Below are 24336 nucleotides of genomic sequence, written 5' to 3'. Positions count from 1 at the left end.
TGTCCTCAGATTACCGACCCGTACGCAGTTCATAAAGCTGTTCCTCCAAGCACTCTCTGCTCTTCAAACGGACCAAATCTCAGCAATCAGGCAGAATTCAATCGCGTTTGGGCCAACAGCCTTCTGGCTGCTTGATGCCATTTCCGAACACAGATAGGAGCGCAATTAAGTATCATTCTTAACAATAAAGCCGGTTTCTGCCTCGCAGCCAGCACAAGCCGGTAACGAAATGAGTTGGGTATGCAGCGCAACAGGATGATTTACACGGTTCTTTTCTCGCTCATCCTGAGCGACACGGCCTTCGCTGCCGATCAGGAAAAGAAACCCGACGAACCCCGCCAATCCAAAACAACCACTCAGACTGCCACTGAGAAATCCAAGACCCATAATCCTTCAGTTGATCGGGTTGAAGTCCGCGGTCGCAAAACATCGACGATTGCGTCTTCCGCAACAAAGACAAACACCCCCCTTGTCGAAACCGCACAGTCCGTCACCGTCATTACCCGTGACGAAATGGACGTCCGCGGTGTCCTGACCCTCAATCAGGCCGTGCGCTATGCTGCCGGCATCACTGCTGACACACGTGGCGGAGAAGGTACACGCTATGACCTCTTCGATCTGCGCGGTTTCACGGTACCGACCTTCCTGGATGGGCTGAAGTTTCAGGACAGCCCAACAGGCTTTGCCGTAGCCCAGACAGACACGTTCCGCCTTGATCGTGTGGAACTTCTCAAAGGGCCAGCTTCTGCGCTTTATGGTCAGTCCAGCCCCGGTGGCCTGACCGCATTGTCCAGCAAACTGCCGACTGACCAGCGGTTTTACGGCAGTGTCAACACAACCGGCGGCATGTTCGATCTTTATCGTGTCGATGCAGATGTCGGTGGATTTGCGACCAACGATGGGCTCGTCCGCTACCGGCTCTATGGCACAATCAACGGACAGCACACTCAACTCAGCAGAACAGGAAGCCGACGCTTCAGCATCAGCCCGGCCGTTACGTTTGGTGGTGACGGACCAACCACCCTCACCCTTCTCGGCAATTATCAGTATGATCCTGAGAGCGGCTCATACGGCGGTGTGCCTCTGGTCGGCTCGCTCAAGCGGGCGTCATACGGCTATCTGCCTCGGAATTTCTATGATGGCGACGTGCCATCTGAGAAGTTCAACCGCAAGCAGGGTGCGATTACTTATATCCTCAATCATCGCTTCAACGATGACTGGAGCTTCAGCACGCGCGGACGTTACGACGATATCAAGACCATTTACCGCAGTGTCTATAATAATGGCTATTACGACAGCGATGATGGCACTAGCGGTGAAATGCTCTCCCGCTCAGCATACGGAACGCAGGAACACACTTACAATCTGGCCTTTGACAGCCAGTTCAAAGGTCGTGTTCGCACCGGGCCACTTCGTCATGCCCTGATGTTCGGCTTTGACTACATGCAGCAGAAAGCGAACGATGCGGAAGCCTATGGTGAAGCCCCGGATCTGGACGTGCTGCACCCTGACTATCACATGAACATTCCTGCTCTTTCGCCCTATCTGAATTACGTCACGCATTCCCATCAGATCGGTGCTTACGGTCAGGATGAAATCCGATGGCATCGGCTGATCCTGACAGGCAGCATCCGCAATGACTGGTACCGCTCCCATCAGGTTGAGTCTCTGACACCCTCTGACAGCCGCCAGAATTCCAGCCAGATTACCTGGCGTGCCTCGGGCCTCTATCACTTCGACTTCGGCCTCTCGCCCTACATCAGCTATTCGACATCCTTCCAGCCACAGTCTGGTTCTGTCTCCAATGATGGAGGCGCGACTGTACGACAGGCCAACCCTTCCCTCGGCAAGCAACTTGAAGGTGGTCTCAAATATCAGGTTCCCGGCACGTCCCTCCTGCTCACGGCGGCTGGCTTCCATATCGAGCAGAGTAACGTCCTCGTCTCAGTCGCCAATACTGGATACAGCGTACAGAGCGGACTGGTTCATTCGGATGGCTTTGAGTTTGAAGCCCACGCCGAGCCGTTCCATAATCTTATGCTGACAGCAGCGGTAAGCTTCCAGAAGATCAAGGATGACTCAACGGGCAAGCCATTGATTCAATCCGGCAAGGGAAATGCGTCCCTGTTCGCATTCTACACGATGCCATCCGGACCACTCAAAGGCTTTGGCTTCGGTGGGGGCATGCGGTACTCGGCGAAAACTTATGGGGGTGAAGCGACATATGGCAGCGTATGGCTCCCACAATACGCTCTCTTTGACGCATCCATCAGCTACGATCTGGCGAACATGTCTCACTCGCTTCGTGGATGGAAAGCGTCAGCAAGCGTCCGTAATCTCTTTGACAAGAACTATATCGCCAACTGCTTCGCTTACGGATCAGATGGAGAATACTGCTATTACGGAGAGCGGCGTAATGCGCAGGCCAGCATAGGGTATAGCTGGTAATAATCTGAAGAACCCTGCTGCCGAACCATGATACGGCAGCAGGATTCTTAACAGCGGCGGAAAGCTCAGGCCGTCTTCAGGAGAACAGGGCTCTCAGCCTTTTCAAGGTACGGACCACCCGCAACGACTTCGACGCTCAACAGCGTTTCTTCAGTCAGTCGCGAAGGAAGTGGCAGGAACGCATTTCCGTTGGTCCAGCGACGCGAGCCTTCTTCACGACCATGCCACCCAGAATGATCGTGCATGAGATGCGTATCGATCACCGTGTGCTTGTTGCCAGACCACAAACTGATATCGCGCACCTGTACGCCCAGTTCCCGACGGTCATCCACAAACGGCCCCACGATGTCACATGGGCGAGAAGCCCGAGACACCATGTGGACGGAGGTCGTACCCGCAGGCAGAAGGAACATGACCTGCTGGCCGTTATGGCGGATAGCCTCGACCTTATGCCCCTCATTCGTGATCAGAGAGAGCGCTGGATCACTGACGGTCTCAGTCGCACGCACTACATTGCCGCAGCGTTCAATAATCCGGTTATAGATCGGCTCTACGAATTCCCGGTCCACACAGAGCGGCGCGGCAGCATCCTCCACCCAGTTCGTTGACCGGGGCTTGAGAACAGCAATCTGACCGTGCTGCGAGAAGCCACGACGGTTACCGGTATCAAGATAGCTCTCCGCCAGAGCACCGTCAGCCCAGATTACGGAATGACGCTCGGTCTCGATATGATAGTAGGTGAATTCAGTGATCGAACGATCGTAATCAATTGACGCACCATTGACCAGCATACGGACGGGAACGAAACGACCTTCAAGATACAGGCAATGATCAGCAGTAACGAGTAGATCCTTGTAAGGAACACCATCGCCAAGTGCCCCTGCCCGGACCCGCACCGGATAGCCTGCACGGTCATCTGGCACACCAGCCTGAACAACCTGCTTTTTGGCGCCTGCCCAGGTAACAGCCTGCGTCTGAACCTGACCGTCAACGAGCGTCTGAATCTCGTCGCCAACCGTGATGTCTTCAACAGCATGTTCGCTGCCATCGGCCATCCGGATCATCGTGCCTGCAAGATAGCAGATGATGATGTCCAGCCCATTATCATACGGATCTTTGCTGCCGTAGAAGGTCTGACCGCTATAGGCACTGGTGCTGAGATAGACGTAAGCCGTGAAGCCACCATTCACATAGGCTGCCAGACGGTTACCGCTGACAACACCCGAATACGTGTATCCAGAACTGTACTGAACAGCGTTGAAATCAACGACGCCGCCTTCGAGGACATTAATGGTCGCGCCATTGACGTAATTGACGCCGTTAATGATTTCGACTGTTCCACCGGAGCTGATTGTTGCGCCAACTCCGCTAACGATGGCACCATATCCCAGAACAACGCGGCCACCATACGAGACCGTCTCTCCCCCTGAAGTAACCGTCGAACCACTGGAGTAGTTCACTACGCCACCAGAGTAGATCGTGTCCTTGCTTGTCGCGGCGCCGGGGGCAACGTTCAGGACGCCACCCGAACTAATAATATTGCCACTTGCGCTGCCACTACCGGCGTAAAGCTGAATAGATCCACCAGCAACCACAGTCGTTCCGGTCAGGCTCGCGCCAGACGAAACAGTCAGGACTGCACCACTTCCTGACACAGTTGCAGAAACAACTTTCGCGCCCGAGAGCGCAACCTGACTTTGCCCTGGCCCTACGGTGCCACTGAAAGTCGATCCACTAGACGTTGTAGCCATTGGCTAATCTCCACAGAGTATGAGACTTAAAACCAGACTCAGTTTTCGAAGCGAAGCTGCCGTTGCTTGATGGTCGTGGCACGAGGAGTAAGGGCTTCATGTCTTCTCGGCTGGCCTAAGATAGTCAGATGAGTTTCTTCCCTGCCTGATCCAAACCATGACATTTACCTGCCATTTTTAACCAGACAATCGCCACTGTGACAAAAAGTGTCACCCAGGTCCAGCGTTTTTAAGACCTTGTGATAAAAAAAATTTAACCTTTGGGCATTCACAAAACCGGACATAACATATTCTTATGACCCAAGACCGAAGTTCTGTTGGATCGGGTTTTGTTACGGAACTATCATGTTTTTCGAGACACATTGATACGCTTGAATGAAAGAGCAGCTAGCTCTTCCTCCGCAACAGATGGCAGCCAATCATGAGTGAATTTCCTTACCGTACAGCACTTGTCACAGGAGCCTCCTCCGGCATCGGAGCCTCTATTGTCGCACGTCTTCGGGAAAGCGGCCTGGAAGTTCATGCGATCGCACGCGATGCAGGGCGCCTTGCTGAACTGGCCGAGAAAACGGGATGTATTCCTCATGCAATCAGTGTTGAGGACTACGATGCGCTTAAGCAGCTCACGCAGGAAATTCCTTTCGACGTTCTCGTGAACAACGCAGGCCAGTCCCGGAGTGGCAATATCGCAAAAACAACCCGTGAAGACATTGACAGTCTGGTAGACGTCAATCTGCGTGCAGTTCTACAACTCACGCACCTGATTGTACCGGGCATGGTCGAGCGCGATCGCGGCCATATCGTCAACATCAGCTCCATCGCTGGCCATTATGCGTTTGCGGGGGGCAATACCGTCTATCACGCGACCAAGGCAGGCGTGCATTCCCTGTCCCAACAGCTCCGCTGTGACCTGTACGGATCTCATATCCGCGTCACCGAGATTTCCCCGGCCCGAGTGGAAACGGAAGTCTTCGGTCGTTTGATCGGCAATATGGAAGAAGCCAAGCGTCGGTTCTTTGATGAATACGACTCCCTGCTCCCGATCGACATCGCAAATTCCGTTACCTTCGCCGTTACGGCACCGCAGCGCATGAATGTCAGCTTCATGGAGGTCCTGCCCACCACACAGGTCGTGGGCGGTCTGAACTTCGCCAAAAGAACGACACCAAAAGAATGATGTCATGGATGGACCGTATCCGGGAGGCGATTGAGCTTGCCGGCCGCTCCGGCGTTACGGAGATGGAGTTGAGAGAGGGCGAAATTTACATCCGCCTTTCCCGCAGTCCAGCCGTTGCCGTGCCGTCCGCTCCCCTTCCACAGGACCAGAGCCCGACGGCCATTCAGGCCATACCAGCCCCCTCTTCCCCGATTGTGGAAGAGGTCCGTCCGTCCGAACATATCGTTTCCGCACCGGCATACGGCATTTTCCATCAACGCCCAGCCCCTGGGTCTCCCCCTTTTGTCACTGTGGGAGACAAAGTAGAAAAAGGGCAGCAGGTCGGCCTCATGGAATCAATGAAAGTCTTTAGTGCCATTGAGGCAGACGCCTCAGGCACGGTCATGGCATTGCTCGCTTCAGATGGAGAGGAAGTGGAGGCTGGCGCCCCTCTCCTGCGCCTTCAATGACCGCGCCCCAGATCACAGGCCGCGTTCTGATTGCCAATCGCGGTGAAATCGCCCTGCGCATCCAGCGTGCGTGCCGAGCCCTGAAACTTGAAACGGTTGCGGTCTTTTCAGAAGCTGACCGTGAGAGCCGCCATGTTCAGGAAGCGGATATCGCGCTTTGCATTGGACCGGCATCAGCAGCAAAAAGCTACCTTGATCCGCAACGGCTTCTGCTAGCCGCGCGGGTGACGGGCGCGACCGCCATTCATCCCGGCTACGGCTTTTTATCCGAGAATGCAGATTTTGCAGAAGCTGTGGAAGCTGTCGGGCTGATTTTCGTAGGCCCGACAGCGCAATCCATCCGTATTATGGGTGACAAGATTTCCGCCAAGCAGGCCATGCTGGAAGCTGGCGTACCGTGCGTTCCCGGATCTGACGGCTCCCTCCCCGAGAGAATTGAAGACGTTGCAACCATTGCGGATTCCGTAGGCTACCCAGTCATTGTGAAAGCGACCGGCGGCGGTGGTGGCAAAGGCATGCGCGTTGTCTGGTCTACGGAAGAACTGGCCGAAGCCGTCAGCCTGACAGCGCATGAGGCGCGGCAGGCTTTCGGGAACGGAACCCTTTACCTCGAAAAATTCATGCAAAAGCCGCGGCATATCGAGATCCAGGTGCTCTGCGATACGCACGGAACAGCATTATGGCTTGGCGCCCGGGATTGTTCCCTCCAGCGACGTCATCAGAAAGTTCTGGAAGAAGCGCCCCCCTGTGACATACCGGCAGAAGACATCGCCCGCATCGGAACGCTCTGCGCCGAAGCCTGTCATCGGATCGGCTATCGCGGCGCTGGGACGTTCGAGTTCCTGTACGAAGACGGTCTCTTTGCCTTTATCGAAATGAACACGCGCGTTCAGGTAGAGCATCCGATTACCGAAGAAACGACCGGTATCGACATTGTCCGCGAGCAGCTTCGTATCGCACACGGCGCAAAGCTGAATTTGCGTCAGCAGGACATCGTGACACGCGGACATGCGTTTGAATGTCGCATCAATGCGGAAGACCCAAAGACATTCCGCCCCTCTCCAGGCTGTATTTCAAGATGGGATCTCCCCGGCGGCCCAGGTGTACGCATCGATACGCATGTCACAGCTGGCTACACCATTCCCCCTCACTATGACTCAATGATCGGGAAGATCATTGTGCATGGTGAAACGCGTGAAGAAGCTCTTGCCCGTCTGGAAATTGCTCTTGCCGAAATGCGCGTCGAGGGCGTGACGACAAACCTTTCCCTTCATCAGGATATTGTTGCCGACCCTGCCTTTCGTGAGGGCAGCGTCGACATCCACTTCCTGGAGAACTGGCTCAGGATACGCGAAGAACCATGACATCTTTGCAAAATGACTTCGCTTTGTTCCAGATCCCGACTGCGGATGAAACAGCGCAGATCATCGGTTGGCTCCGAAATGCGGGCCTGGATAGTCTGGAAGTAACGGCTGAAGAGCGGTCCTTCAAAATCGTTCTGAGCCCTATCACCGCATCCGAGCCCGCAGCGGTCCAAATTCCTGAGACAGCTCCCAAACAAGATGACACTGTCGCTGTAAAAAGCCCCTATTTTGGTGTTCTGTCCCTGTTGCGCCCTATGCAGAATGAGCCACTGGCCCCTGTAGGTAGTTCCATAAACGCTGGCGACACCGTGGCTCTACTCTCGATTGGCCCCATGCAGATCAGCGTTACGGCACCCTGCGCCGGAACGGTAGCAGAGGTTCTGACACAGAACGGCGATCTGACCGGCTATGGGACAACCATTCTTACACTCACCCCTACGCACGACTGAACAAAACGCGCCAGAAACACACCCAGGAGGAATGAATGAAGATCGACCTGAACTCGGACCTCGGTGAAGGATATGGCCGGTGGAAAGTGGCCGATGACGACGGTCTTCTGGACGTCATTTCCTCCGCAAACATTGCATGCGGCTTTCATGCCGGCGACCCATCGATCATGGACCACACCGTCCGCATGGCCATTGAGCGAGGTGTCGGCATTGGGGCGCACCCCGGCTTTCCGGACCTGAGCGGTTTTGGCCGCCGCTTCATGCAGCTTTCGCCCAAGGAAATGGAAGCCATTCTGGCCTACCAGATCGGAGCCCTGCAGGGCGTTGCGTCCCGATACGGTGCCCGCGTTACGCATGTGTCGTACCACGCGGCTTTTGGAAATGCGATCAATGCAGACGAAGCCCTCGCCGAGCGGCTTGCCAAAGTCATTGCCACCATGGATCGTAACCTGATCTTCTTCTCCATGCCGGATCAACCTGTTGGCCGCGCAGCAGAAAAAGCAGGTCTGCGGGTTCTGCCAATCTTTCTGGCCGACCGGGCTTATGATTTGAAAGGCAATCTGGTTCCACGCGGACGCGAAGGCGCGGTCATCCACGATCATGCGCAACTGCGGGACAGGGTTCGTCAATTTCTGGATAGTGGCACCGTCAAGACGATCGAGGGCGAGACCCGCCGGATCGAAGCTTCCTCCATTCTCGTTCACAGCGATACACCTGGTTCCGTAGATCTGGCCCGTGTCATAAGGTCAGAGATCGAAAGTGGCGGCGGTGAAATTGTTCCTGCCCATGTTCTGCTAGGCTGATCTCCATGGACACAAGGCGTCTCGCGGCATTCATCAAGGTTGTGGACGTTGGAAGCGTGACGCGTGCGGCCAGTCTGCTGCACATCGCGCAACCGGCCTTAAGCCAGCAGATGGTCGCACTGGAGGGGGAGTTTCGGCAGAAGCTTCTTATCCGCAGTCCGCGAGGCGTTAGCCTCACCCCCGCCGGACGCGCCTTGTATCATCACGCCCACATCATGCTCCGTCAGGAGGCCGAGGCCCGCCGGAGCGTTTCTCAACCGGAACTTGTTGTTTCAGGTGAGGTCTGCGTCGGGCTGGCTCCGTCCAGTAGCGCAACGTCCCTCGCCCTTCCTCTCCTGAGAAAGGTTCGGGAAAAATATCCCAATGTCATCCTGCATATCAGGGAACATTTTGGCCCTGCTCTGACAGAACTCATCATGAAAGACGCGATGCACGTCGCCGTTCTTTACGATGTCGGTCCAATCAGAGGGCTGTCTTTTGAGACAATAGCGACAGAACGGTGGTGTGTTGTCGGGCTGGAAGAATTTTTCCCTGTAGGGAATGACGTCATTCCTCTGGCCGCACTCGCGGACAGAGAGATGTTCCTCCCCGTCCGTTCAACCTATCCCCGCGCTCGCATTGAAAAGGCATGCCGCGAAAGTGGTTTCAGCCCACACATCATTGCGGAGCTTGAATCCCTTTCGACACTGGGCGAAGCCCTCGCCGAAGGATTAGGCATCACGATTCTGCCCTTTCCCGTGGCGCTCGAATTGCAACGCGTATTTCCTGTTACGGTCCGCGCCTTGACGGAACCAGAGATCATTGCGCCGATTTCCCTGTGCCTGAAGGACGAAGCCACGCACTCTGTCGCAGCGACCGCCGTTATCGAGATCCTGAGGGAAGAGACAATGAACCTGCACGGTGCATCAGCCACCTAATTCACGCGCTCTACAACATTCCTTCCTTGCGGCAGTTGACCAGAATTTCTGACAGGGATGCTGAATTTGGCAGGCGCAGGACAGTCTCAACAATTTCCGCCAGATCTTCGGGCTGCGTCATATCCGGCGCGGCCACTTCCGTTTCATGAGCCGTCATGTCAGTGGCGACGTAACCAGGACACACAGCACAGGCACGGATGCCATCGTTCCAGAATTCCTGCCTGATACCATGGGTCAGAGCGACAAGCGCAAACTTCGTCATCGCATATCCGACATTTGTCCCCACGCGTTTTCCCGCCAGGGAGGCGAGATTTATAACACGCCCTGTGCCGCTGGATTTCAGATGAGGAAGTGCTGCACGAACAAGCCGTAGAGGGCCTTTCACGTTCACCCGCCACATCTGATCAAGCTTTTCTTCATCCCCATGCTCAACAGTGACGCGAGGGTTGATCCCGGCAATATTGACGACCGCATCAATCCTGCCGAAATGCTGAACCGTGGCCTGCACCCAGCCTGACGCGGCTTCAAGCGATCCCGCGTCGTAGGTGCATGGAAAGAAGTTAGGATGCGTCAGCGCGGTTTCAGGTGAGCGCATCCCCCCTGAAACTTTGAACCCGGCCTCGAGAAGACGAGCACATACGGCGGCGCCAATTCCTCGGGACGCCCCCGAAACCATGATGACACGCCCGGATATTGCAAGCATCTCAACTTCCTTCCACTTATGATTTATTCAGAAATTCATGGACGTTGAGACATAGTACATACCACCGAAATATCCGTACGGAGAGAATGCGGCATATTTGTACATATTGAAGCTGGAAGCAGTGGACGCCGCTTTCACACGGGTCGGATACTTATTACCCACATTGTTGGCACCGATTGTGACATTCCACCAGGGAACGATCTTATAACCGACTTCAAGATTCGTGATGATCGCCGGATTCTGCACCGTCCACAGGTTGGTAGGCAGGCTGGGAGCGGCAATGAAGACAGAAGAACCATAACGCAACTCCTCAACCTTCGCGGACCATTTGCCCTTTGTCCAGTTGACGGTCAGATTTTCACGGTTCTTGGGTGACGCATGAAGCAGTTCCGCCACCGCATAGGAATTGAAGTAGGGAATGTTATTGGCTTTAAGAACGGCAGGGGTCTTGTTGTAGCTACGGATTTCATTGTCGGAAAAGTTGATACCGATTCCAAAACGGAATGTCCCGTATCCTTGTGTACGCCATGTGTAATCCAGAGCCAGATCACCGCCCCAGGTATTCGTGTTGACCGGGTTTGCATAGTAGGATGCGTAAGTTGCATTGCCCATATTATACGCCGCCAGCGTGTTTGAAACATAAGTTCCGCCAAGGGTTGGCGTGCTGGCCAGCCGATCATTGATGGCGATGTAATACAGATTACCGGTGAGGTGCATGTTGGTAATCGGAGTGGCATCGACACCGATGCTGTAGCTGCGGGAATATTCACCCTTGAGAGGCCCTGCCCCCAAGGCGCGGGCTGCGGGACTGTTATTTGGCAGCGACAAAGTGGAGTAGGTGGCGCTTGGAGAGCTGTAGTAATAATAGGTCTGGCCAAGCGTTGGCGGACGGTAGCCGGTGTTGATATTGGCGCGGATCGCCCACTTCTTGTTGAAGTTGTAACGCGTTCCGATGGCGCCAGTCGTGACAACAGGATAGTTGTGATAGGCTACCGTCCGACCGCCAAGGGTCCATTCCCATTTCCGGGTCACGAAGAAATCCAGATTGACGTGTCCGTCATAAACATCCCGGGTGTATTTCCCCGCCACAGAAGCGGGATTACCGGCATGGGTCGCTGCACCGGGTGTCGCCGTCATTCCTGCATCTGGCCCCGTGAGAATCGGCACTCCACCACTTGCATAGGACTCATATTCACCTGCACCAAGAGTGAAAGTATCGCGGCGATATTCTGCTCCGAACTCCAGATTGACAGGCTTAGGCAGGAAACCAACATCGAAATTACGGGATGCCCGGAAACCTGCCGTCAACTGGCTTGCAGTAGCTGAACCCGTATAGAACTTGGTTTTGCTGGCATCCCCGTAAGACGCATTGTCCGTATCACGCATGTCATAAGACTGAAGGTCTTTACCGTAATTGACATAAGTGTCCCAGGAAAAGCCGAATGTATGGCCTTTGAAGCCATTATCGACCTCAAAGTCGTTTTCAGTCATGTCATAATAAGGCTGCATCCCGTCCGGCCAGAGGGAAGTAACCGTCAGATCATCAGCTGCTGAACGATAGGTCTGCCCCACTGAAACTTTGCGGTGCGCGTACGTCGATGTTGAATAGAGGTCAATATGTTCCGTCAACGGAACACTCATATTGGCTGACAGCGTTTCCATCGTGCGCTTGGAAAGCGAGTTCGATCTCTGAACATCACGGCTTCGATTTGAACGGGGATCGACGCTCCCGTTGGGCAACGCATAGTAGAAATCGTTCGGATAGCGACTTGGGTTGATGTAGTCACCGTTCCGGGACGCCGGAAGCTGATGCATGACCTGCGCTGCGAGATCCAGATAACCACCCTGTTTTCCCAAGGCGAAAGCAAGATTGGCGGAACCGTCAATATTCTGCCCGTCTCCAGCATAGAAGCCACTGTTCTTGAAATTGATGGAGCCGCCGTGAGTCGCTGATTTCAGAACGATGTTGACGGCACCTGCCATCGCATCCTGACCATACAGCGCCGTTGCACCTTCGGTGATGACTTCCACATGATCAACTGCGCTGATGGGAATAAGAGCAATATCAGCCGGTTCAGATCCCCATTGCGGTCCAACAAGAGCATTGAAGTTCGCACCAATATGCCGTCTGTGACCGTTGACGAGGATCAGCGTCTGATCAGCAGACAGCCCACGAAGCTGCATGGTTTGTGTAAAGCCGTTATTACCGCCGCCCGGCATTGGTGGAGATGTAACGGATGGAGAAAGCTGTGAGAGTGCCTGCATCAGGTTGCTCTGACCAGTTGCCGCAAGTTGGCTGCCGCTGACCACCGTGACCTGCGTGGTACTGTGTGCCGGAGTAGATGGGGATAGAACCGATCGGCCCACACGACGCCCTACCGTCACACTGATCTGTTCGCTCCGATGGTCTTCAAGATCGTGAATTGCCGACTTCTTCGAAGGAGCGGCAGGCTTGGCGGCTTTGACTGCCTTGTCCGTATGTTTGGTTGTAGCCGTCGTCGTTGCTGAGACTGCTTCACTGGTAGAAAAACCGAACAGGCACAGGGTCGTACACAGCAGCAGTTTTTTCTCAGTCATATGAAAGCGCTTTTTCATCGGCGGCTACTCCATCTCTACAGGCGATAACACCTGGAACCGGGCGGTAAACACAGCGGGGGTCTGCCGGAGCAATGCATCCGGGAAAGTCTCCCGGATGCAGTTCCGTGGCGTGTGCCAACCAGCGTTGACTGAGGATCATGAAATGGCGCTTCCTCAGCCAGACCGGTGCCTTTTCATTATTGTTGCGTATTCGTAAAGGTGATCGCCAATATTGTTTTCATCTCGACCCATCGTCACGAACTATGACTGCGGTCTTTCCACCGAGACACCCGAAGCCGCACCTGTCAGAAGCTCCGGACGTAGCAGTTCCGCCAGTTCCTCGGAGGGAAGCAGACTCTCTTCCAGAAGAAGATCGAGGATTTTTCTTTTCTCAACCAACGCTCGCTTCGCGAGCCTGGAGCACACTTCGTACCCGAGCCGAGGTACCAACGCCGTAATGATACTGGCACTTCCTTCGATATAGGATCGGCAACGCTCCCACTCAGCTTCAATGCCATCCACACACCGCGTGGTCAGAACCGTCACAGCATTGGTGAGGCAGTGCATTGAGGAGAAAAGACAATGAGCAATCATGGGCTCGAATGGATTCAACTGAAGCTGACCCCCCTCCGCACACATAGTGACGGTCAAATCATGCCCACAGACAAGATAGGCCACCTGGTTAATTGCCTCCGGAATAACCGGATTCACCTTCCCAGGCATAATGGAAGACCCAGCCTGCACAGCGGGAAGAGAGATCTCTCCAAATCCCGCCCATGGGCCGCTGGACAGAAGACGAAGATCTCCCGCTATTTTCGAGAGTTTCAGGGATAGCCTTTTAAGCGCCCCCGAGAAGCTGACAAAAGCACCAACATCAGACGTCGCCTCCACCAGATCCGGAGCTCTTTCAAATTCATAGCCGGTTAATCGCCGCAACTCCTGCGTTGCGAATGCCCCGAAGTCCGGATGTGCCGTAATACCTGTCCCGATTGCCGTGCCTCCCAGATTGATCGCCAGCAACTGCCCAGACACATTTTTCAGGTTGGCAATTTCGGACTGTATCATGGTACTGAAGGCCCCGAATTCCTGTCCGAGCGTCATGGGTACAGCATCCCGCAACTGCGTCCGTCCGAGCTTCAGAACATCCCTGAATTCAGCACTTTTAGCTCGCAGGCTTTTCGCCAGATCCATGAGTGTCTCCAACAGCGGTTCCAGCGCCAGAAGAACAGCGACACGTAATCCGGTTGGATAGGAATCATTTGTAGACTGCATCATGTTCACGTGGTCGTTCGGATGCAAAACGGTGTAATCACCGTGCGCTTTCCCCAATAGATCAAGCGCCACATTTGCTATGACCTCGTTGACATTCATATTGGTGGAGGTCCCCGCCCCACCCTGCATGACGTCAACGACAAATTCTTCATGAAGAACTTGGTTATCCAGAATATTCTGACAGGCCTTGTCAATCGCGTCCGCTCGCCACGTTTCCAGCGTCCCAAGCCTGAAATTCGTCCTCGCCGCGGCCTGTTTGACGAGAACCATTCCCTTCACAAGAAACGGACTGGCTCCAATGGGAATGCCACTAATCGGAAAATTATCCTGAGCCCGCGCAGTATGAATACCCCAGCGGACATTCTGCGGAATCTTCCGAAAGCCCAGAAGATCTTTTTCAGGGCGGAAATCTTCGTGAGAGCCAGTAGCATCGTCATATACCGGACGTTTCAGCCCGTCATTCACCGCATTATCCATGCCTGCTTTTTCCGGTTATATCTTATGTTGAAACGCCTCGCAGACTCCGTGTTCAGGAACTGGCTGGCGCGGATCATGACAGGTGAGCTAATTCAGGGCTTCCTCTGACATAAACCGTGCCGGAACCGTAATATCCAGATCGGATATTGCGCTCATATCTTTATTGGATAGGGGCAAAGGATTTTCGTTGGTATCAAATTGTTCCGCAAAGCCTCTAGAACAGGAATCCAGGTTTGTTTGACCATTCACCCATTGGAGTAAAAATGGATGCCCGGCTTCGCAGACAGACTGAACGGAATCTCCGTTTCCGCTTCAGCGGCAATGACCGACAAGGCTTCGGAACTACGATCGCAGGGACTGAAAATCGTAGGACTTTCCTCCGGAGAACCTGATTTTCCAACCCCGGACCATGTCATTGAAGCGGCGATTGAAGCTGCCCGAAGCGGGGATACCAAATATCCGCCCCAAAATGGCAAGCCCGCGCTGAGAAAAGCGATCCAGGAAAAATTCCTGCGTGAAAACAATCTGCATTACGATCTGGACGAAATTCTCGTCGCAAATGGTGCCAAGCAGATTATTTTCAACGCCATGATGGCGACTTGCAATCCGGGCGACGAAGTCATCCTCCCGACCCCCTACTGGATCAGCTATGCTGACCTCGCCCGACTGGGAGGCGCAAAGGTCGTTCAGGTTCCGTGTCGTCCGGAAAACGGCTTCCGTCTGGCCCCTGAAGATCTAGAGGCGGCCATCACCCCGAAAACCAAGTGGCTGGCCCTGAACTTCCCCAACAACCCCACCGGGACATGCGCTTCCAAGGAAGACCTGGAAAGTATTGCCCGGATCATGCTGAAGCACCCGCAGGTGTGGATCATGACTGACGACATCTACGAACATCTTGTTTATGATGACTTCAAGTTTTACACCTTGGCAGAAGTCGAACCCCGCCTGAAAGACCGTGTCCTGACGGTTAATGGTGTCTCGAAGAGTTATGCCATGACGGGCTGGCGTGTCGGCTATTGTGGCGGTCCACGGAACCTCGTTGCAGCCATGAACAACATGCAGGGTCAGGCTACCAGCGGAATCAATACCATCGCACAGGCTGCGGCCGTAGCCGCGCTGACAGGTCCTCAGGATTTTCTGAAAGACCGCGCAGCAGAATACCAGAAGCGCCGTGACCTTGTTGTCGGTCTTCTAAACGACATTCCGGGCATCAAATGTCATACGCCTCGGGGCGCGTTTTATGTCTATCCAGATATTACGGACTGCATTGGCAAGCAGACGACCAGCGGCAGAACGATTGATACCGACACCGATTTTGTCATGGCTCTGCTTGAGGAAAAACAGGTCGCAACCGTTCAGGGTACAGCTTATGGCCTCAGCCCGTTCTTCCGCATTTCCTATGCGACAGACACGGATACGCTCCGTGAAGGATGCCGCCGCATCGCGGAATTCGTTGCAAGCCTACGCTAAGAAAAGCCATTCCAGCAAAAGGGAGGAAGCGTAAGCTTCCTCCCTTTTTTCATGCCTTGTTGAAGAGCGTCCGAATAGGCCCGCTGACCATAAACAGTGACGTCAGGCCAGCAATTACGAGAGCTCCGGAGCAGCCAAACCAGGCGATATCAAAACTGCCAGTTCCAGCCACGATATACCCCGTGACAATTGGCGCAAATAGTCCGGACAGATTACTGAAGGTCAGCGTCAGACCCGTCACGGTACCAATCTTGCTGCCATCATCCAGAAGATCCGCAAGAAGAGCGGTATTGGCCCCACTGCCTGCAATCATTCCCGCGAGACAAACACCCATAACCACGAGCGTCAGAGACATTGAGGTCATGAAGGGTAAGAGCCCTACGCTCGCACTCAGCACCATGCAGGTACAGACGATGATGCGACGTGCATGGATTTCGGTTCTACGCCGCAGAACGGAGGTTTCCAGAAAGCGCCCAAGAAGAATTGCACCAAATGAAGCAGACACATAACAGACCGCGCTTTTCGCACCGGACTGAAAAACATTCTGATGAAATTTATGGATGAAATAGACCGGGAGCCACGACATTACGAGGAAATTAAAGTAATTACCAAGACATTGCGTAATGACAACTGCATAGAATGAACGAGATCTGAAAAGGGAAAAGAACTGTGCTCTGGTGATCGGCCCTTTTTTCTCAGCGACTGGCTTATAAGGTGAGTCTTTATAAAAAAACCACCAGAGTGCCGCCCAGAGAAGACCGATCGCCCCCAGAGCAGCAAACTCGAACCGCCATCCAAAACGCACGATAAGAAACGCGCCTGCGAGCGTGCCAAGTGCCAGACCGATCTGCTGGCCAGTCAGAAGTGTCGTGAGAACCGATCCACGCTCCTTGGGAAGAGCCCACGCACGCACGACACTGCTGCCCACACCGAAAGTGGGCGCTTCACCAATTCCAAGGAATACCCGGGACGCAATGAACTGACGGATTGTGGAAACCGTCCCGCCATACACCATGGCAGACGACCATAACGCAACCGCAATTACCCCTGTCAGGCGAGGTCCGATAGTATCGAGCAGAATGGACGAGGGTAAATTCAGAATAAAATAAGACCACAGAAAACTCGATGAAATCCAGCCGAGCTGTACGGACCCAAGTCCAAATTCCTGTCCCAAAGCGGGTAACGCGATGGATAACGCAGCGCGATCTGCATAGCTGATCATGTACATGAGGAAGATGAATCCAAACATGACATAACGATATGCAGCGGCCGATGTCGTCTGTGACGACGCGTTGATGCGGGAGAGTTTCATGGCTGGTGCGCCGTCCTCAACATCGGATCCTGCAACTCCAAATTCAGACATGTCCGCTCTCCTTGTCAGTCAGGGATTGGGCATCCCGTCAGGACATTCGACATTGAAAAATCGCAGAACCCTGCGTGCCTCCATCAGGTCGAAGGCGTCCTTTCCAGATTTTCGTTCGTAAGCTCACTGGCCTCGAGCGGCGCATCCTGGCTACTCAAGGCTGCCGCACTGGAAGGGGTGGCAAGCTGTCTGGTTTGCTTGTTGCGATCAGCGCGCAACATCCACACGCCCGAACCAATAATCAGACATCCACCGAGCAACAGCGTCACACCCGGCAGTTCACCAAAGCCAAGCCAGCCAATCAGAGCCGCCCAAAGCAAACCAGTGTACGAAAAAGGCCCAACGGCCGAGACCTGAGCCGAAGCAAAGGCTTCCGTCTGGAGGATCTGGGCAATCCCGGCAAATGCCCCAACGGCGATAAGGCAAAGCAGGTCCGTTATTCCGGGAGAAACCCAAATGAACGGCAGCGCCACCAAGGTGGCAAGCGTCATGAGAATGGCTTGCCAGATCGCAATTGTCGTGCTGGATTCCGTGGCGGAAAGCTGCCGGATCTGCATGGCCGTCAACGCGCCGACCGCGCCTTGTGCGATGGCAAGCAGATACACCCAATGGGGAATGATAACGCCCGGAACGGCTGATGCTGTATTTTTCCCCAATGCAACAAACAATACGCCACAGAAACCAATAAGCACCGCAATACAGTGCGTCAAAGAGGGTTTCTCATTCAGCAAGGGAATGGAGAGCAGAACCAGAAACAGAGGCTGCGTGTAGGATAGTATCTGCTGTTCTGCGAGCGGAAGCCGGGTTACTGCCACAACAACCATGATCATTCCGGTGAGGCCAATGGCAGACCGAATGACATGGCCGCCAAAATGCCTGGTTTTGAGAACCATCCCTCTTCTGCTCGCGATTAACAGCACAAACGGAAGTGAGAAAAAATTCCGGAAAAACGTGATTTCCACCGCCGGAAGACGAACACCCGTCAGCTTTTGAAGAGCATTGACCATGGCGCTGAACAGCGTTGCTGTTGCAAGCAGAAGTGCGCCTCGTTTCAGATCATGCCGCACGGCTGGCCAGACTCCCGAATAATCTCCACACCCAAGCATGGTTTGTTATTTATCCGGAATATCTTTATCAAAAGACATCCCTTTTAGGTTTTTAAGAGTGTAAGATGATTATGGACAGTTCTCTCATAGGAATTTGTTTCCTGACCATAATGTTTTTCTATGGTTAGGAAACAAATTTCAAGGCATCAGGAAATAGCCCGCGAGAGCGTGTTGCGCTCTCCCTGATATAAACCTGTGACCTGCATAAGATCACACAGATACGACGTGACAGCCCTCATCGCAGCAATTCCCTCGGCGTGATCACACGGGATAAACCTTATTCTGGCTCCAACCGGTGCCTGACCAAGCCTCCAGAGATCTGCCTCGATGACCGATGCAATCCTGGGATAGCCTCCAGCCGTATTGGCATCGGCCATTTGCACAATCGGCTCGCCTGAAGGAGGAACCTGTATAATACCGGGAACCACACCATAGGATCGGAGTTCGACCGCTTTGTCCGGAAGAACCTTTTCACCCTTCAGGCGATACCCAGTGCGGTTGCTCTGTGGAGAAATTTTCCAGTCCGTATTCCAGAAACGATGACGGGCATGTTCTGGAAACCGGAAATAGTCCGTCGCCGGAATAGCTCTCAGCCCGATGATGCCTTTTTCTGGATCCAGTTGCTCAAGCCTCTGGCCCGGTGGCAAAGCGCCGTAAAGCGAATGCCTCATTGGCCCGTCGCCTGTTTTCAGAACATCCCCGAGCTCAAGGAAACGTCCCTCAAATCCCCCGAAACCACCCCGCAACTGCGTACTACGTGACCCAAGGATTGCAGGAACGTCGATCCCTCCTTGCACGCAGAGATACACACGCGCACCAACAGCAGGACGACCGACCGATAGGGTCTGCCCTGCTTCAACGCGCTTCAAGGTCCAGGGAAGAAAAGATTGCCCGGACAAATCCAGTTTTGCGTCCCCACCCGTGACGGTAACAAAACACGCTTCGTCAAACCTGACGACAAAGGGAAAAGTCTGGATCTCCAGCGCAGCTGCACCATGCTGATTTCCCAGAAGGATATTGCCAGCCTGAAGCGCAACACCATCCATCGCCCCGGCGGTCCCGACACCTAATTCCCGATATCCGAAACGCCCGAGATCCTGAACGGTATTCTGGGGCGGCGTCTGAAGAACTGTAATCACAGATCAATACTCTCCGGATAGAACCTGATCCGGTCCCCCATTGCGAACAGGGAAGGAGAGTTCCTTTCAGGATTAAAAAGCGATATTTCCGTAAAGCCGATCGAATTCCATCCATTAGGCCCAGTCAGAGCCGATATCCCGGCCTGCATTCCCCCAATGGTAACTGTACCGGCCAGCATGTTCAGGGACGGTACCGATTTTCGAGGCGTCGCAATCCGCGGGTCCAATCCGTGAAGATAGCCGAAACCCGGAACGCTTCCCAAAGCACAGACCGTATATTCAGCTCCATGATGAAGAGAAATAACCTCTTCCCGAGACAGACACGCATGTTCTGCTACGTGAAACAGGTCTTCCCCGAGTTCACCACCGTACTGCACACCGATTTCAAAAAGCCTGCCCTTGATATGGCGTTCCGGCAGCATGTCCCACGCTTTCAGAAGCCAATCCGCTACGATTTCCGGATCTTCAGGCGCCTGCGAGAAAACCAGCATCAGGTTGGTTACACCGACAATCACTTCAGCAACGTCATGCCGCTCGCGAGATGCTTCCGTGAGCGCCCAAATGCGGCGCTGCTGAGCAAGTGTAAAATCCCCGGGCGCTTCAAACAGCATCGCGCGCGTTCCAATCATGCTGAGTGATGGAACTGTTTTCTGTTCCATCGAACCGTCACCTGGCTCTACTGCCATGTCTCGCAGCATGAAATGTTCTCCAACCTATCGATCCAGAGCTTTCGCCTGCAATGAGAGGCAGGCCACATTCTGAAATTCTGGGACCAATCGTTTGATTTGATCTCAAAACTAAAACCACAAGTCTCTGAAGTGACCGAAATCTTTTTTCCTTCTTATGTCATCGGTCAAACTTATGACGGCCAGTATTTTTCTTCCCTGCATGGAGGCTCGGGCGGTCATAGCTTTTATTCCCCTCGCTCTTCAGGCGGCACGGATGACTCCCATTCAGCCCAAGGTGGGGCTGAGGCAGAGTCAGGCAGCCATGCAGGTTTTGGCGAAAGTGCTGGGGGACATTCCGGCAGTGGCGGCGAATAATATCTGCTCATGTCTAGCATCCACCGTCGCTTTCCTTCCGGCCGCTCAGACTGGATATCACTACTATAAAAATGCGGATGGCAGCTTCGACTGGCGAAGGCGTCTGCTACGAATTCAGTGCATCATCTCTGACGCTGATCCGGCGTCTCACCGATGCACTTCATCAACGCTCCCTTGAAGTCATAACGGCCGCGATCCATCGTTCTGAAGGACTAAATGAGTTACCATATTCCACAGCCGATGCAGGATATTGTCCGAGACTCCTGAAGGCGCCAGGATCCATTTTTAATTGGCAGATTTGATCTGGGCTGATGCAAAGGTCAGCTCAAACTGATCAAGTACAATGCTGATACACCTGCTACCCTCCCAGAAAGCACGCGCATGCAGACCGCATGGCATCAGCAGAGAGGGCAGCCCCATGCCCACCCTCGTTAGAAGTCCAGACACTTATCGAACACCTTCGGGAGTTACGGCAGGCAAGACGAACCAAACGGTTCATATTGTCCCTTACCCGACAACAGCGAGCATACGACGCATGCCGTGTGTTACAAGCAACAGGTGCAGCAGGCCGGTCTGGATGCGGTTCGTTGCGAGCTGAAAAGACCTGGATATTACTCATCAGGGATAGCTCCTTCACCGCGGGCGGATCCTCCGAAGCATGGCCCGTATGCACCCATGGGAACGGATGTTCCGGGCCCCAGAAGCACGCCACCTTCAAAACTGCGGCTCCACCTTTCTCAATCCGCAATGGGCGGCCCTGCTTTCCAACAAGGCTCTCCTTCCCGCCCTCTGGAAATGCTATCCGGGACATCCCAATCTACTGTCGGCCGGCTATCCTAAAGTCTTTGAGGAATTCGCGGATCACCGCATTGACGATGTAACAGCGTCCATTGGTATGTGGATCGTAGGAGACCGCTTCTCCGCCCTAATCATGCGGGAAAGTCCTGATCCAATCGTTCGGAACACTTCACCACTCGTACCCTATGTCATTCGGAAGACGCGTATTTTGCGCGACCATCGAAAATGGTTGTGACGGTGTTAAACTCTTCGGAGAGTCAGGAGCGGCTGAGAACACCTTTGATGCTATCACCGTTCCTACTCATACGTTTACCCCGTCATTGCTCCACATAACATTCAGGAACATGAAGCTTTTCAATCGGAGGCCAATAGGCCGACGCGGCTTCACTCTGAATGGCCTCGATCTGCGCCTGAATCCAGTGCATGTATTCATGAAGCCCGCGAATGATGATCTCCTCGGCCGTCTGATCTTCCAGAGTGGCCCGGAGTTCAGACAACCGTTCCTGAATGGCATAATTCTGCCGGCGGAGATTGTAATGCGCAGACAGGGCCGCCAGCACCGCATCAGTCTGCCGGAGGTTCAACGCCAGAGACCTTGGAAAACCTTCGTTTTTCAGCAGAAACCCAACAACATTGGCGGGCGTGGTTGTCACAGGCTGCAAACGGCGGAACGCATGATAAGCCGCAGCCGAACGCAGGACAGATGCCCACTGCGTCGTATCGATTTCCGAGCCGACCTCTTCCTCGCAGGGCAGAAGCGTATGGTACCGTGTGTCAATCAGGCGCGTGATCTGGTCGCTGCGCTCCAGATGGCGCCCCAGAAGATAGAACAGCCACGCCTGATCGCGGTATAGCGTGCCTTCCGTCACGCCTGTATGCGTCTGACAGTCCTGCTTGATCCTGTTGCAAAGCGCAGAAAGACCGGTTCGGCGAATATCTGACGGATCAAGATCCAGAACCCATCGTGTGAAGACGTTCAGATGCATCCACATTTCGGTGGAAATCAGTGGTCGTGCAGAGCGGGCATTCTCGCGCACCGCACTCGCCATACCTTTGATGGAACTCGGATTGGCCAGATCCGTGATGTAAAACTGGATGTAATCCTGTTCCGTTGCAGCAGGATGCAGTGCCTGAAAGCGCTCCTCATCGGAGTTGATCTGAACGATGGTTTCCCAGACGGTTTTGCCATCAGGTCCCCGGACGAACGCTTCCGTAACTTCAATCAGCCGGGCTAGGTTTTCGATACGCTCCATATAACGAGCCAGCCACATCATACTCTCTGCATAGCGCGACAGAAGTGTGTTGAGGTTGGAGAGCATGCCGGTCGAGGTTGGAGAAAGCTGTGTCATACGGACATCACCCACGTATCCTTGGAACCGCCGCCCTGAGAAGAATTTACAACCAGAGAGCCTTTCCGAAGCGCCACGCGGGATAACCCGCCAGGCAGAACCCAGGTCGATTTCCCGGTCAGGGCGAAGGGTCGCAAATCCACATGCCGCGCTTCCACGCCCGCATCACACAAAGTGGGCGCCACCGACAGGTCGATGACTGGTTGGCTGATATAATTTGAGGGATTGTCCTGCAAACGCTGCCTGAAATCTTCGAGCTCGCTTTCAGTCGCATGTGGACCAATCAACAGTCCGTACCCGCCCGACTCTCCCACAGGCTTCACGACAAGCTTCTCGAGATTGGCAAGCGTAAAAGCCAACCCTTCCGGCTCAGCGCAAATATGCGTCTCTACACTCCCCAGAATAGGCTCTTCATTGAGATAATACCGGATAATCCGAGGCATATAGGCATACACAGCCTTGTCGTCCGCAACGCCGGTGCCCAGCGCATTGGCAATCGTCACATTCCCACGCCGATACGCCTCGACCAGCCCCGGCACGCCGAGAAGACTCTCTGGATTAAAGGCCAAGGGGTCCAGAAAGGCGTCATCAATGCGGCGATAGATGGAATGCACTGGCCGCAGACCCGCGACGGTCCGCATATAGACATGGTGGTTCTCCACCAGAAGATCGCGCCCTTCCACCAGAGGCACACCCATCTCCCGAGCCAGAAACACATGCTCGAAATAGGCGGAATTGTAGATCCCCGGGGACAGCAGAACGACCTGTGGGTTTTCCACCCCTTCCGGGGCGACATCACACAAAGCCCTATGCAGGCGCAATCCATAATCCTCAACGGACCGCAGCGGCATTCCGGATGCCAGATCCGGCATAAGCCGAAGCATCATGTGACGGTTCTCGATCACATACGACACACCCGAGGGGGTTCTCGCATTGTCTTCCAGAACCAGAAAGCGCCCGCATCGATCCCGGATCAGATCCGTTCCATTAATATGGACATAAACACCGCCCGGCACATCCACGCCGACCATCGCCTGACAGTAATTAGCGTTTTTCAGAACCAGATCAGCCGGAATCAGACCGTCCTGGAGGATCTTCCGATCATGGTAAATGTCCCACAGGAACATGTTGATCGCCTTGACGCGCTGCTGCACACCCCGCTCGATGAACGCCCATTCCTCAGCCGTTAGAACACGGGGAATGACGTCGAATGGCAGGACACGGTCAATAGCCTCCCGGTCCGTATAAACGGTGAACGTAATCCCCAGCCGATAAAGCTGGGTTTCAGCATTCGCAGTCCGGTGTCTAAGCTCCTTGATGTCAAAATGGGCCAAACGTTCCTGAACCTGACGAAGCGCTTCCGGAAGCTCTTCTCCACGGTTCATAAGTTCGCAGAAGAATTCAGGCCGGTGATAGGCAGAAAAAATACCGGCTTCCTGGGCCTGGGATTGCAAGACGTTGGACTTCATCTGTGTGCCCCGCTTCCTTACCCGACAATTGTATGAAGCATACCCGGCCGGATCATTACGATTATTTATTAACCTATCAACTCCCCCCTGTTTGCCAAGCGTTAAAAGCACAGAGCAGTTCTGTTTTTTCCTGATCATATCAGGAGAGTTGCCGTTCCCGCTCTTCCTGTTACGATAAGAGAAGGATCAGGGATTATACCCCTCACAGGTCA

21 protein-coding genes are annotated in these 24336 nt (G+C 54.1%); 11 read left to right on the top strand and 10 right to left on the bottom strand.

Translation table 11 applies throughout. The features are described 5' to 3' along the window. Window positions 1–240 precede the first annotated feature (240 nt). The gene (locus GFR01_RS08155) at window positions 241–2448 is read left to right on the top strand and encodes a TonB-dependent siderophore receptor (protein ID WP_099182016.1); all 2208 of its coding nucleotides are present in this window, start codon (window positions 241–243) and stop codon (window positions 2446–2448) included. Between the two features lie 65 nt (window positions 2449–2513). Here GFR01_RS08155 and GFR01_RS08150 read toward each other — a convergent pair whose 3' ends face one another. Then, window positions 2514–4199, bottom strand: coding sequence for a Hint domain-containing protein (locus GFR01_RS08150; RefSeq protein WP_099182015.1), 1686 nt, complete (start codon window positions 4197–4199; stop codon window positions 2514–2516). A 421-nt stretch (window positions 4200–4620) separates the two neighbouring features. Between GFR01_RS08150 and GFR01_RS08145 the strand changes: the two genes are divergently transcribed. The 6 genes from GFR01_RS08145 to GFR01_RS08120 are packed head-to-tail and all read left to right on the top strand — an operon-like array spanning window position 4621 to window position 9358. Continuing rightward, entirely contained in the window at window positions 4621–5376 is a 756-nt protein-coding gene (locus tag GFR01_RS08145) for an SDR family oxidoreductase (RefSeq protein WP_099182014.1), read from the top strand. Next, window positions 5373–5825, top strand: a complete 453-nt coding sequence (locus GFR01_RS08140) for an acetyl-CoA carboxylase biotin carboxyl carrier protein (RefSeq protein WP_099182013.1) — start codon at window positions 5373–5375, stop codon at window positions 5823–5825. Before GFR01_RS08145 ends, GFR01_RS08140 begins: the two co-directional genes overlap by 4 nt. After that, complete coding sequence (gene accC / locus GFR01_RS08135; protein ID WP_099182012.1) at window positions 5822–7189, top strand: acetyl-CoA carboxylase biotin carboxylase subunit; 1368 nt, start codon at window positions 5822–5824, stop codon at window positions 7187–7189. The genes GFR01_RS08140 and accC overlap by 4 nt, the downstream gene beginning before the upstream one ends. Continuing rightward, window positions 7186–7638, top strand: a complete 453-nt coding sequence (locus tag GFR01_RS08130) for an acetyl-CoA carboxylase biotin carboxyl carrier protein (RefSeq protein WP_099182011.1) — start codon at window positions 7186–7188, stop codon at window positions 7636–7638. Before accC ends, GFR01_RS08130 begins: the two co-directional genes overlap by 4 nt. A 35-nt stretch (window positions 7639–7673) precedes the next feature. Next, window positions 7674–8441 carry a LamB/YcsF family protein gene (locus GFR01_RS08125; RefSeq protein ID WP_099182010.1) on the top strand — a complete coding sequence of 256 codons (768 nt, stop codon included), beginning with the start codon at window positions 7674–7676 and terminating at the stop codon, window positions 8439–8441. 5 nt (window positions 8442–8446) lie between these two features. Further along, window positions 8447–9358, top strand: coding sequence for a LysR substrate-binding domain-containing protein (locus tag GFR01_RS08120; RefSeq protein ID WP_099182009.1), 912 nt, complete (start codon window positions 8447–8449; stop codon window positions 9356–9358). Window positions 9359–9368: 10 nt separating this feature from the next. Here the strand turns inward: GFR01_RS08120 and GFR01_RS08115 are convergent, their stop codons facing one another. The 3 genes from GFR01_RS08115 to GFR01_RS08105 form a co-directional block, all read right to left on the bottom strand. Next, on the bottom strand, window positions 9369–10061 hold the full coding sequence (locus GFR01_RS08115; protein WP_099182008.1) for an SDR family NAD(P)-dependent oxidoreductase: 693 nt from the start codon (window positions 10059–10061) through the stop codon (window positions 9369–9371). Between the two features lie 27 nt (window positions 10062–10088). Continuing rightward, window positions 10089–12638, bottom strand: a complete 2550-nt coding sequence (locus GFR01_RS08110; protein WP_244902204.1) for a TonB-dependent receptor plug domain-containing protein — start codon at window positions 12636–12638, stop codon at window positions 10089–10091. A gap of 261 nt (window positions 12639–12899) precedes the next feature. Then, window positions 12900–14387: an aspartate ammonia-lyase gene (locus GFR01_RS08105; RefSeq protein WP_099182006.1), complete on the bottom strand. Its 1488-nt coding sequence runs from the start codon at window positions 14385–14387 to the stop codon at window positions 12900–12902. Between the two features lie 267 nt (window positions 14388–14654). Between GFR01_RS08105 and GFR01_RS08100 the strand changes: the two genes are divergently transcribed. Continuing rightward, on the top strand, window positions 14655–15857 hold the full coding sequence (locus GFR01_RS08100; protein ID WP_099182005.1) for a pyridoxal phosphate-dependent aminotransferase: 1203 nt from the start codon (window positions 14655–14657) through the stop codon (window positions 15855–15857). Window positions 15858–15906: 49 nt separating this feature from the next. Here the strand turns inward: GFR01_RS08100 and GFR01_RS08095 are convergent, their stop codons facing one another. From GFR01_RS08095 to pxpB, 4 genes are all read right to left on the bottom strand, one after another. Next, complete coding sequence (locus GFR01_RS08095; protein WP_099182140.1) at window positions 15907–17169, bottom strand: MFS transporter; 1263 nt, start codon at window positions 17167–17169, stop codon at window positions 15907–15909. 134 nt (window positions 17170–17303) lie between these two features. Further along, window positions 17304–18287, bottom strand: coding sequence for a DMT family transporter (locus GFR01_RS08090; protein ID WP_099182139.1), 984 nt, complete (start codon window positions 18285–18287; stop codon window positions 17304–17306). 185 nt (window positions 18288–18472) lie between these two features. Next, window positions 18473–19465, bottom strand: coding sequence for a 5-oxoprolinase subunit C family protein (locus tag GFR01_RS08085; protein ID WP_099182004.1), 993 nt, complete (start codon window positions 19463–19465; stop codon window positions 18473–18475). Next, entirely contained in the window at window positions 19462–20163 is a 702-nt protein-coding gene (gene pxpB / locus GFR01_RS08080; protein WP_244902203.1) for a 5-oxoprolinase subunit PxpB, read from the bottom strand. Before pxpB ends, GFR01_RS08085 begins: the two co-directional genes overlap by 4 nt. A gap of 163 nt (window positions 20164–20326) precedes the next feature. Between pxpB and GFR01_RS15950 the strand changes: the two genes are divergently transcribed. From GFR01_RS15950 to GFR01_RS15940, 3 genes are all read left to right on the top strand, one after another. Next, entirely contained in the window at window positions 20327–20686 is a 360-nt protein-coding gene (locus GFR01_RS15950) for a hypothetical protein (protein ID WP_099182003.1), read from the top strand. Window positions 20687–20838: 152 nt separating this feature from the next. Beyond that, window positions 20839–20943 (top strand): hypothetical protein, encoded by a 105-nt coding sequence (locus GFR01_RS15945; protein WP_369690387.1) that lies wholly within the window; start codon window positions 20839–20841, stop codon window positions 20941–20943. 223 nt (window positions 20944–21166) lie between these two features. Further along, window positions 21167–21541, top strand: a complete 375-nt coding sequence (locus GFR01_RS15940) for a glutathionylspermidine synthase family protein (protein ID WP_099182002.1) — start codon at window positions 21167–21169, stop codon at window positions 21539–21541. A gap of 82 nt (window positions 21542–21623) precedes the next feature. Here GFR01_RS15940 and GFR01_RS08065 read toward each other — a convergent pair whose 3' ends face one another. Together GFR01_RS08065 and GFR01_RS08060 are read right to left on the bottom strand one after the other, a co-directional pair. Next, the gene (locus tag GFR01_RS08065) at window positions 21624–22655 is read right to left on the bottom strand and encodes an alpha-E domain-containing protein (protein ID WP_240284662.1); all 1032 of its coding nucleotides are present in this window, start codon (window positions 22653–22655) and stop codon (window positions 21624–21626) included. After that, window positions 22652–24124 (bottom strand): circularly permuted type 2 ATP-grasp protein, encoded by a 1473-nt coding sequence (locus tag GFR01_RS08060; protein WP_099182001.1) that lies wholly within the window; start codon window positions 24122–24124, stop codon window positions 22652–22654. The genes GFR01_RS08065 and GFR01_RS08060 overlap by 4 nt, the downstream gene beginning before the upstream one ends. Window positions 24125–24336 lie beyond the last annotated feature (212 nt).

The sequence above is a fragment of the Gluconobacter frateurii genome, from assembly GCF_002723955.1.
Lineage (GTDB): Bacteria > Pseudomonadota > Alphaproteobacteria > Acetobacterales > Acetobacteraceae > Gluconobacter > Gluconobacter frateurii.
The sequence above is the reverse complement of the archived record's forward strand: the minus strand, read 5'-3'. Positions and strand labels throughout refer to the sequence as shown.

Excerpts from the sequence above, each read along its gene's own strand:
- GFR01_RS08110 (WP_244902204.1), bottom strand. The coding sequence starts at position 12,638 with ATGACTGAGAAAAAACTGCTGCTGTGTACGACCCTGTGCCTGTTCGGT.
- GFR01_RS08125 (WP_099182010.1), top strand. The coding sequence starts at position 7,674 with ATGAAGATCGACCTGAACTCGGACCTCGGTGAAGGATATGGCCGGTGG.
- GFR01_RS08140 (WP_099182013.1), top strand. The coding sequence starts at position 5,373 with ATGATGTCATGGATGGACCGTATCCGGGAGGCGATTGAGCTTGCCGGC.
- GFR01_RS08065 (WP_240284662.1), bottom strand. The coding sequence starts at position 22,655 with ATGACACAGCTTTCTCCAACCTCGACCGGCATGCTCTCCAACCTCAAC.
- GFR01_RS08150 (WP_099182015.1), bottom strand. The coding sequence starts at position 4,199 with ATGGCTACAACGTCTAGTGGATCGACTTTCAGTGGCACCGTAGGGCCA.
- GFR01_RS08105 (WP_099182006.1), bottom strand. The coding sequence starts at position 14,387 with ATGGATAATGCGGTGAATGACGGGCTGAAACGTCCGGTATATGACGAT.
- GFR01_RS08095 (WP_099182140.1), bottom strand. The coding sequence starts at position 17,169 with ATGAAACTCTCCCGCATCAACGCGTCGTCACAGACGACATCGGCCGCT.
- GFR01_RS08120 (WP_099182009.1), top strand. The coding sequence starts at position 8,447 with ATGGACACAAGGCGTCTCGCGGCATTCATCAAGGTTGTGGACGTTGGA.
- GFR01_RS08060 (WP_099182001.1), bottom strand. The coding sequence starts at position 24,124 with ATGAAGTCCAACGTCTTGCAATCCCAGGCCCAGGAAGCCGGTATTTTT.
- GFR01_RS08115 (WP_099182008.1), bottom strand. The coding sequence starts at position 10,061 with ATGCTTGCAATATCCGGGCGTGTCATCATGGTTTCGGGGGCGTCCCGA.
- GFR01_RS08155 (WP_099182016.1), top strand. The coding sequence starts at position 241 with ATGCAGCGCAACAGGATGATTTACACGGTTCTTTTCTCGCTCATCCTG.
- GFR01_RS08145 (WP_099182014.1), top strand. The coding sequence starts at position 4,621 with ATGAGTGAATTTCCTTACCGTACAGCACTTGTCACAGGAGCCTCCTCC.
- pxpB (WP_244902203.1), bottom strand. The coding sequence starts at position 20,163 with ATGCTGCGAGACATGGCAGTAGAGCCAGGTGACGGTTCGATGGAACAG.
- GFR01_RS15940 (WP_099182002.1), top strand. The coding sequence starts at position 21,167 with ATGGCCCGTATGCACCCATGGGAACGGATGTTCCGGGCCCCAGAAGCA.
- GFR01_RS08100 (WP_099182005.1), top strand. The coding sequence starts at position 14,655 with ATGCCCGGCTTCGCAGACAGACTGAACGGAATCTCCGTTTCCGCTTCA.
- GFR01_RS08130 (WP_099182011.1), top strand. The coding sequence starts at position 7,186 with ATGACATCTTTGCAAAATGACTTCGCTTTGTTCCAGATCCCGACTGCG.
- accC (WP_099182012.1), top strand. The coding sequence starts at position 5,822 with ATGACCGCGCCCCAGATCACAGGCCGCGTTCTGATTGCCAATCGCGGT.
- GFR01_RS15950 (WP_099182003.1), top strand. The coding sequence starts at position 20,327 with ATGACGGCCAGTATTTTTCTTCCCTGCATGGAGGCTCGGGCGGTCATA.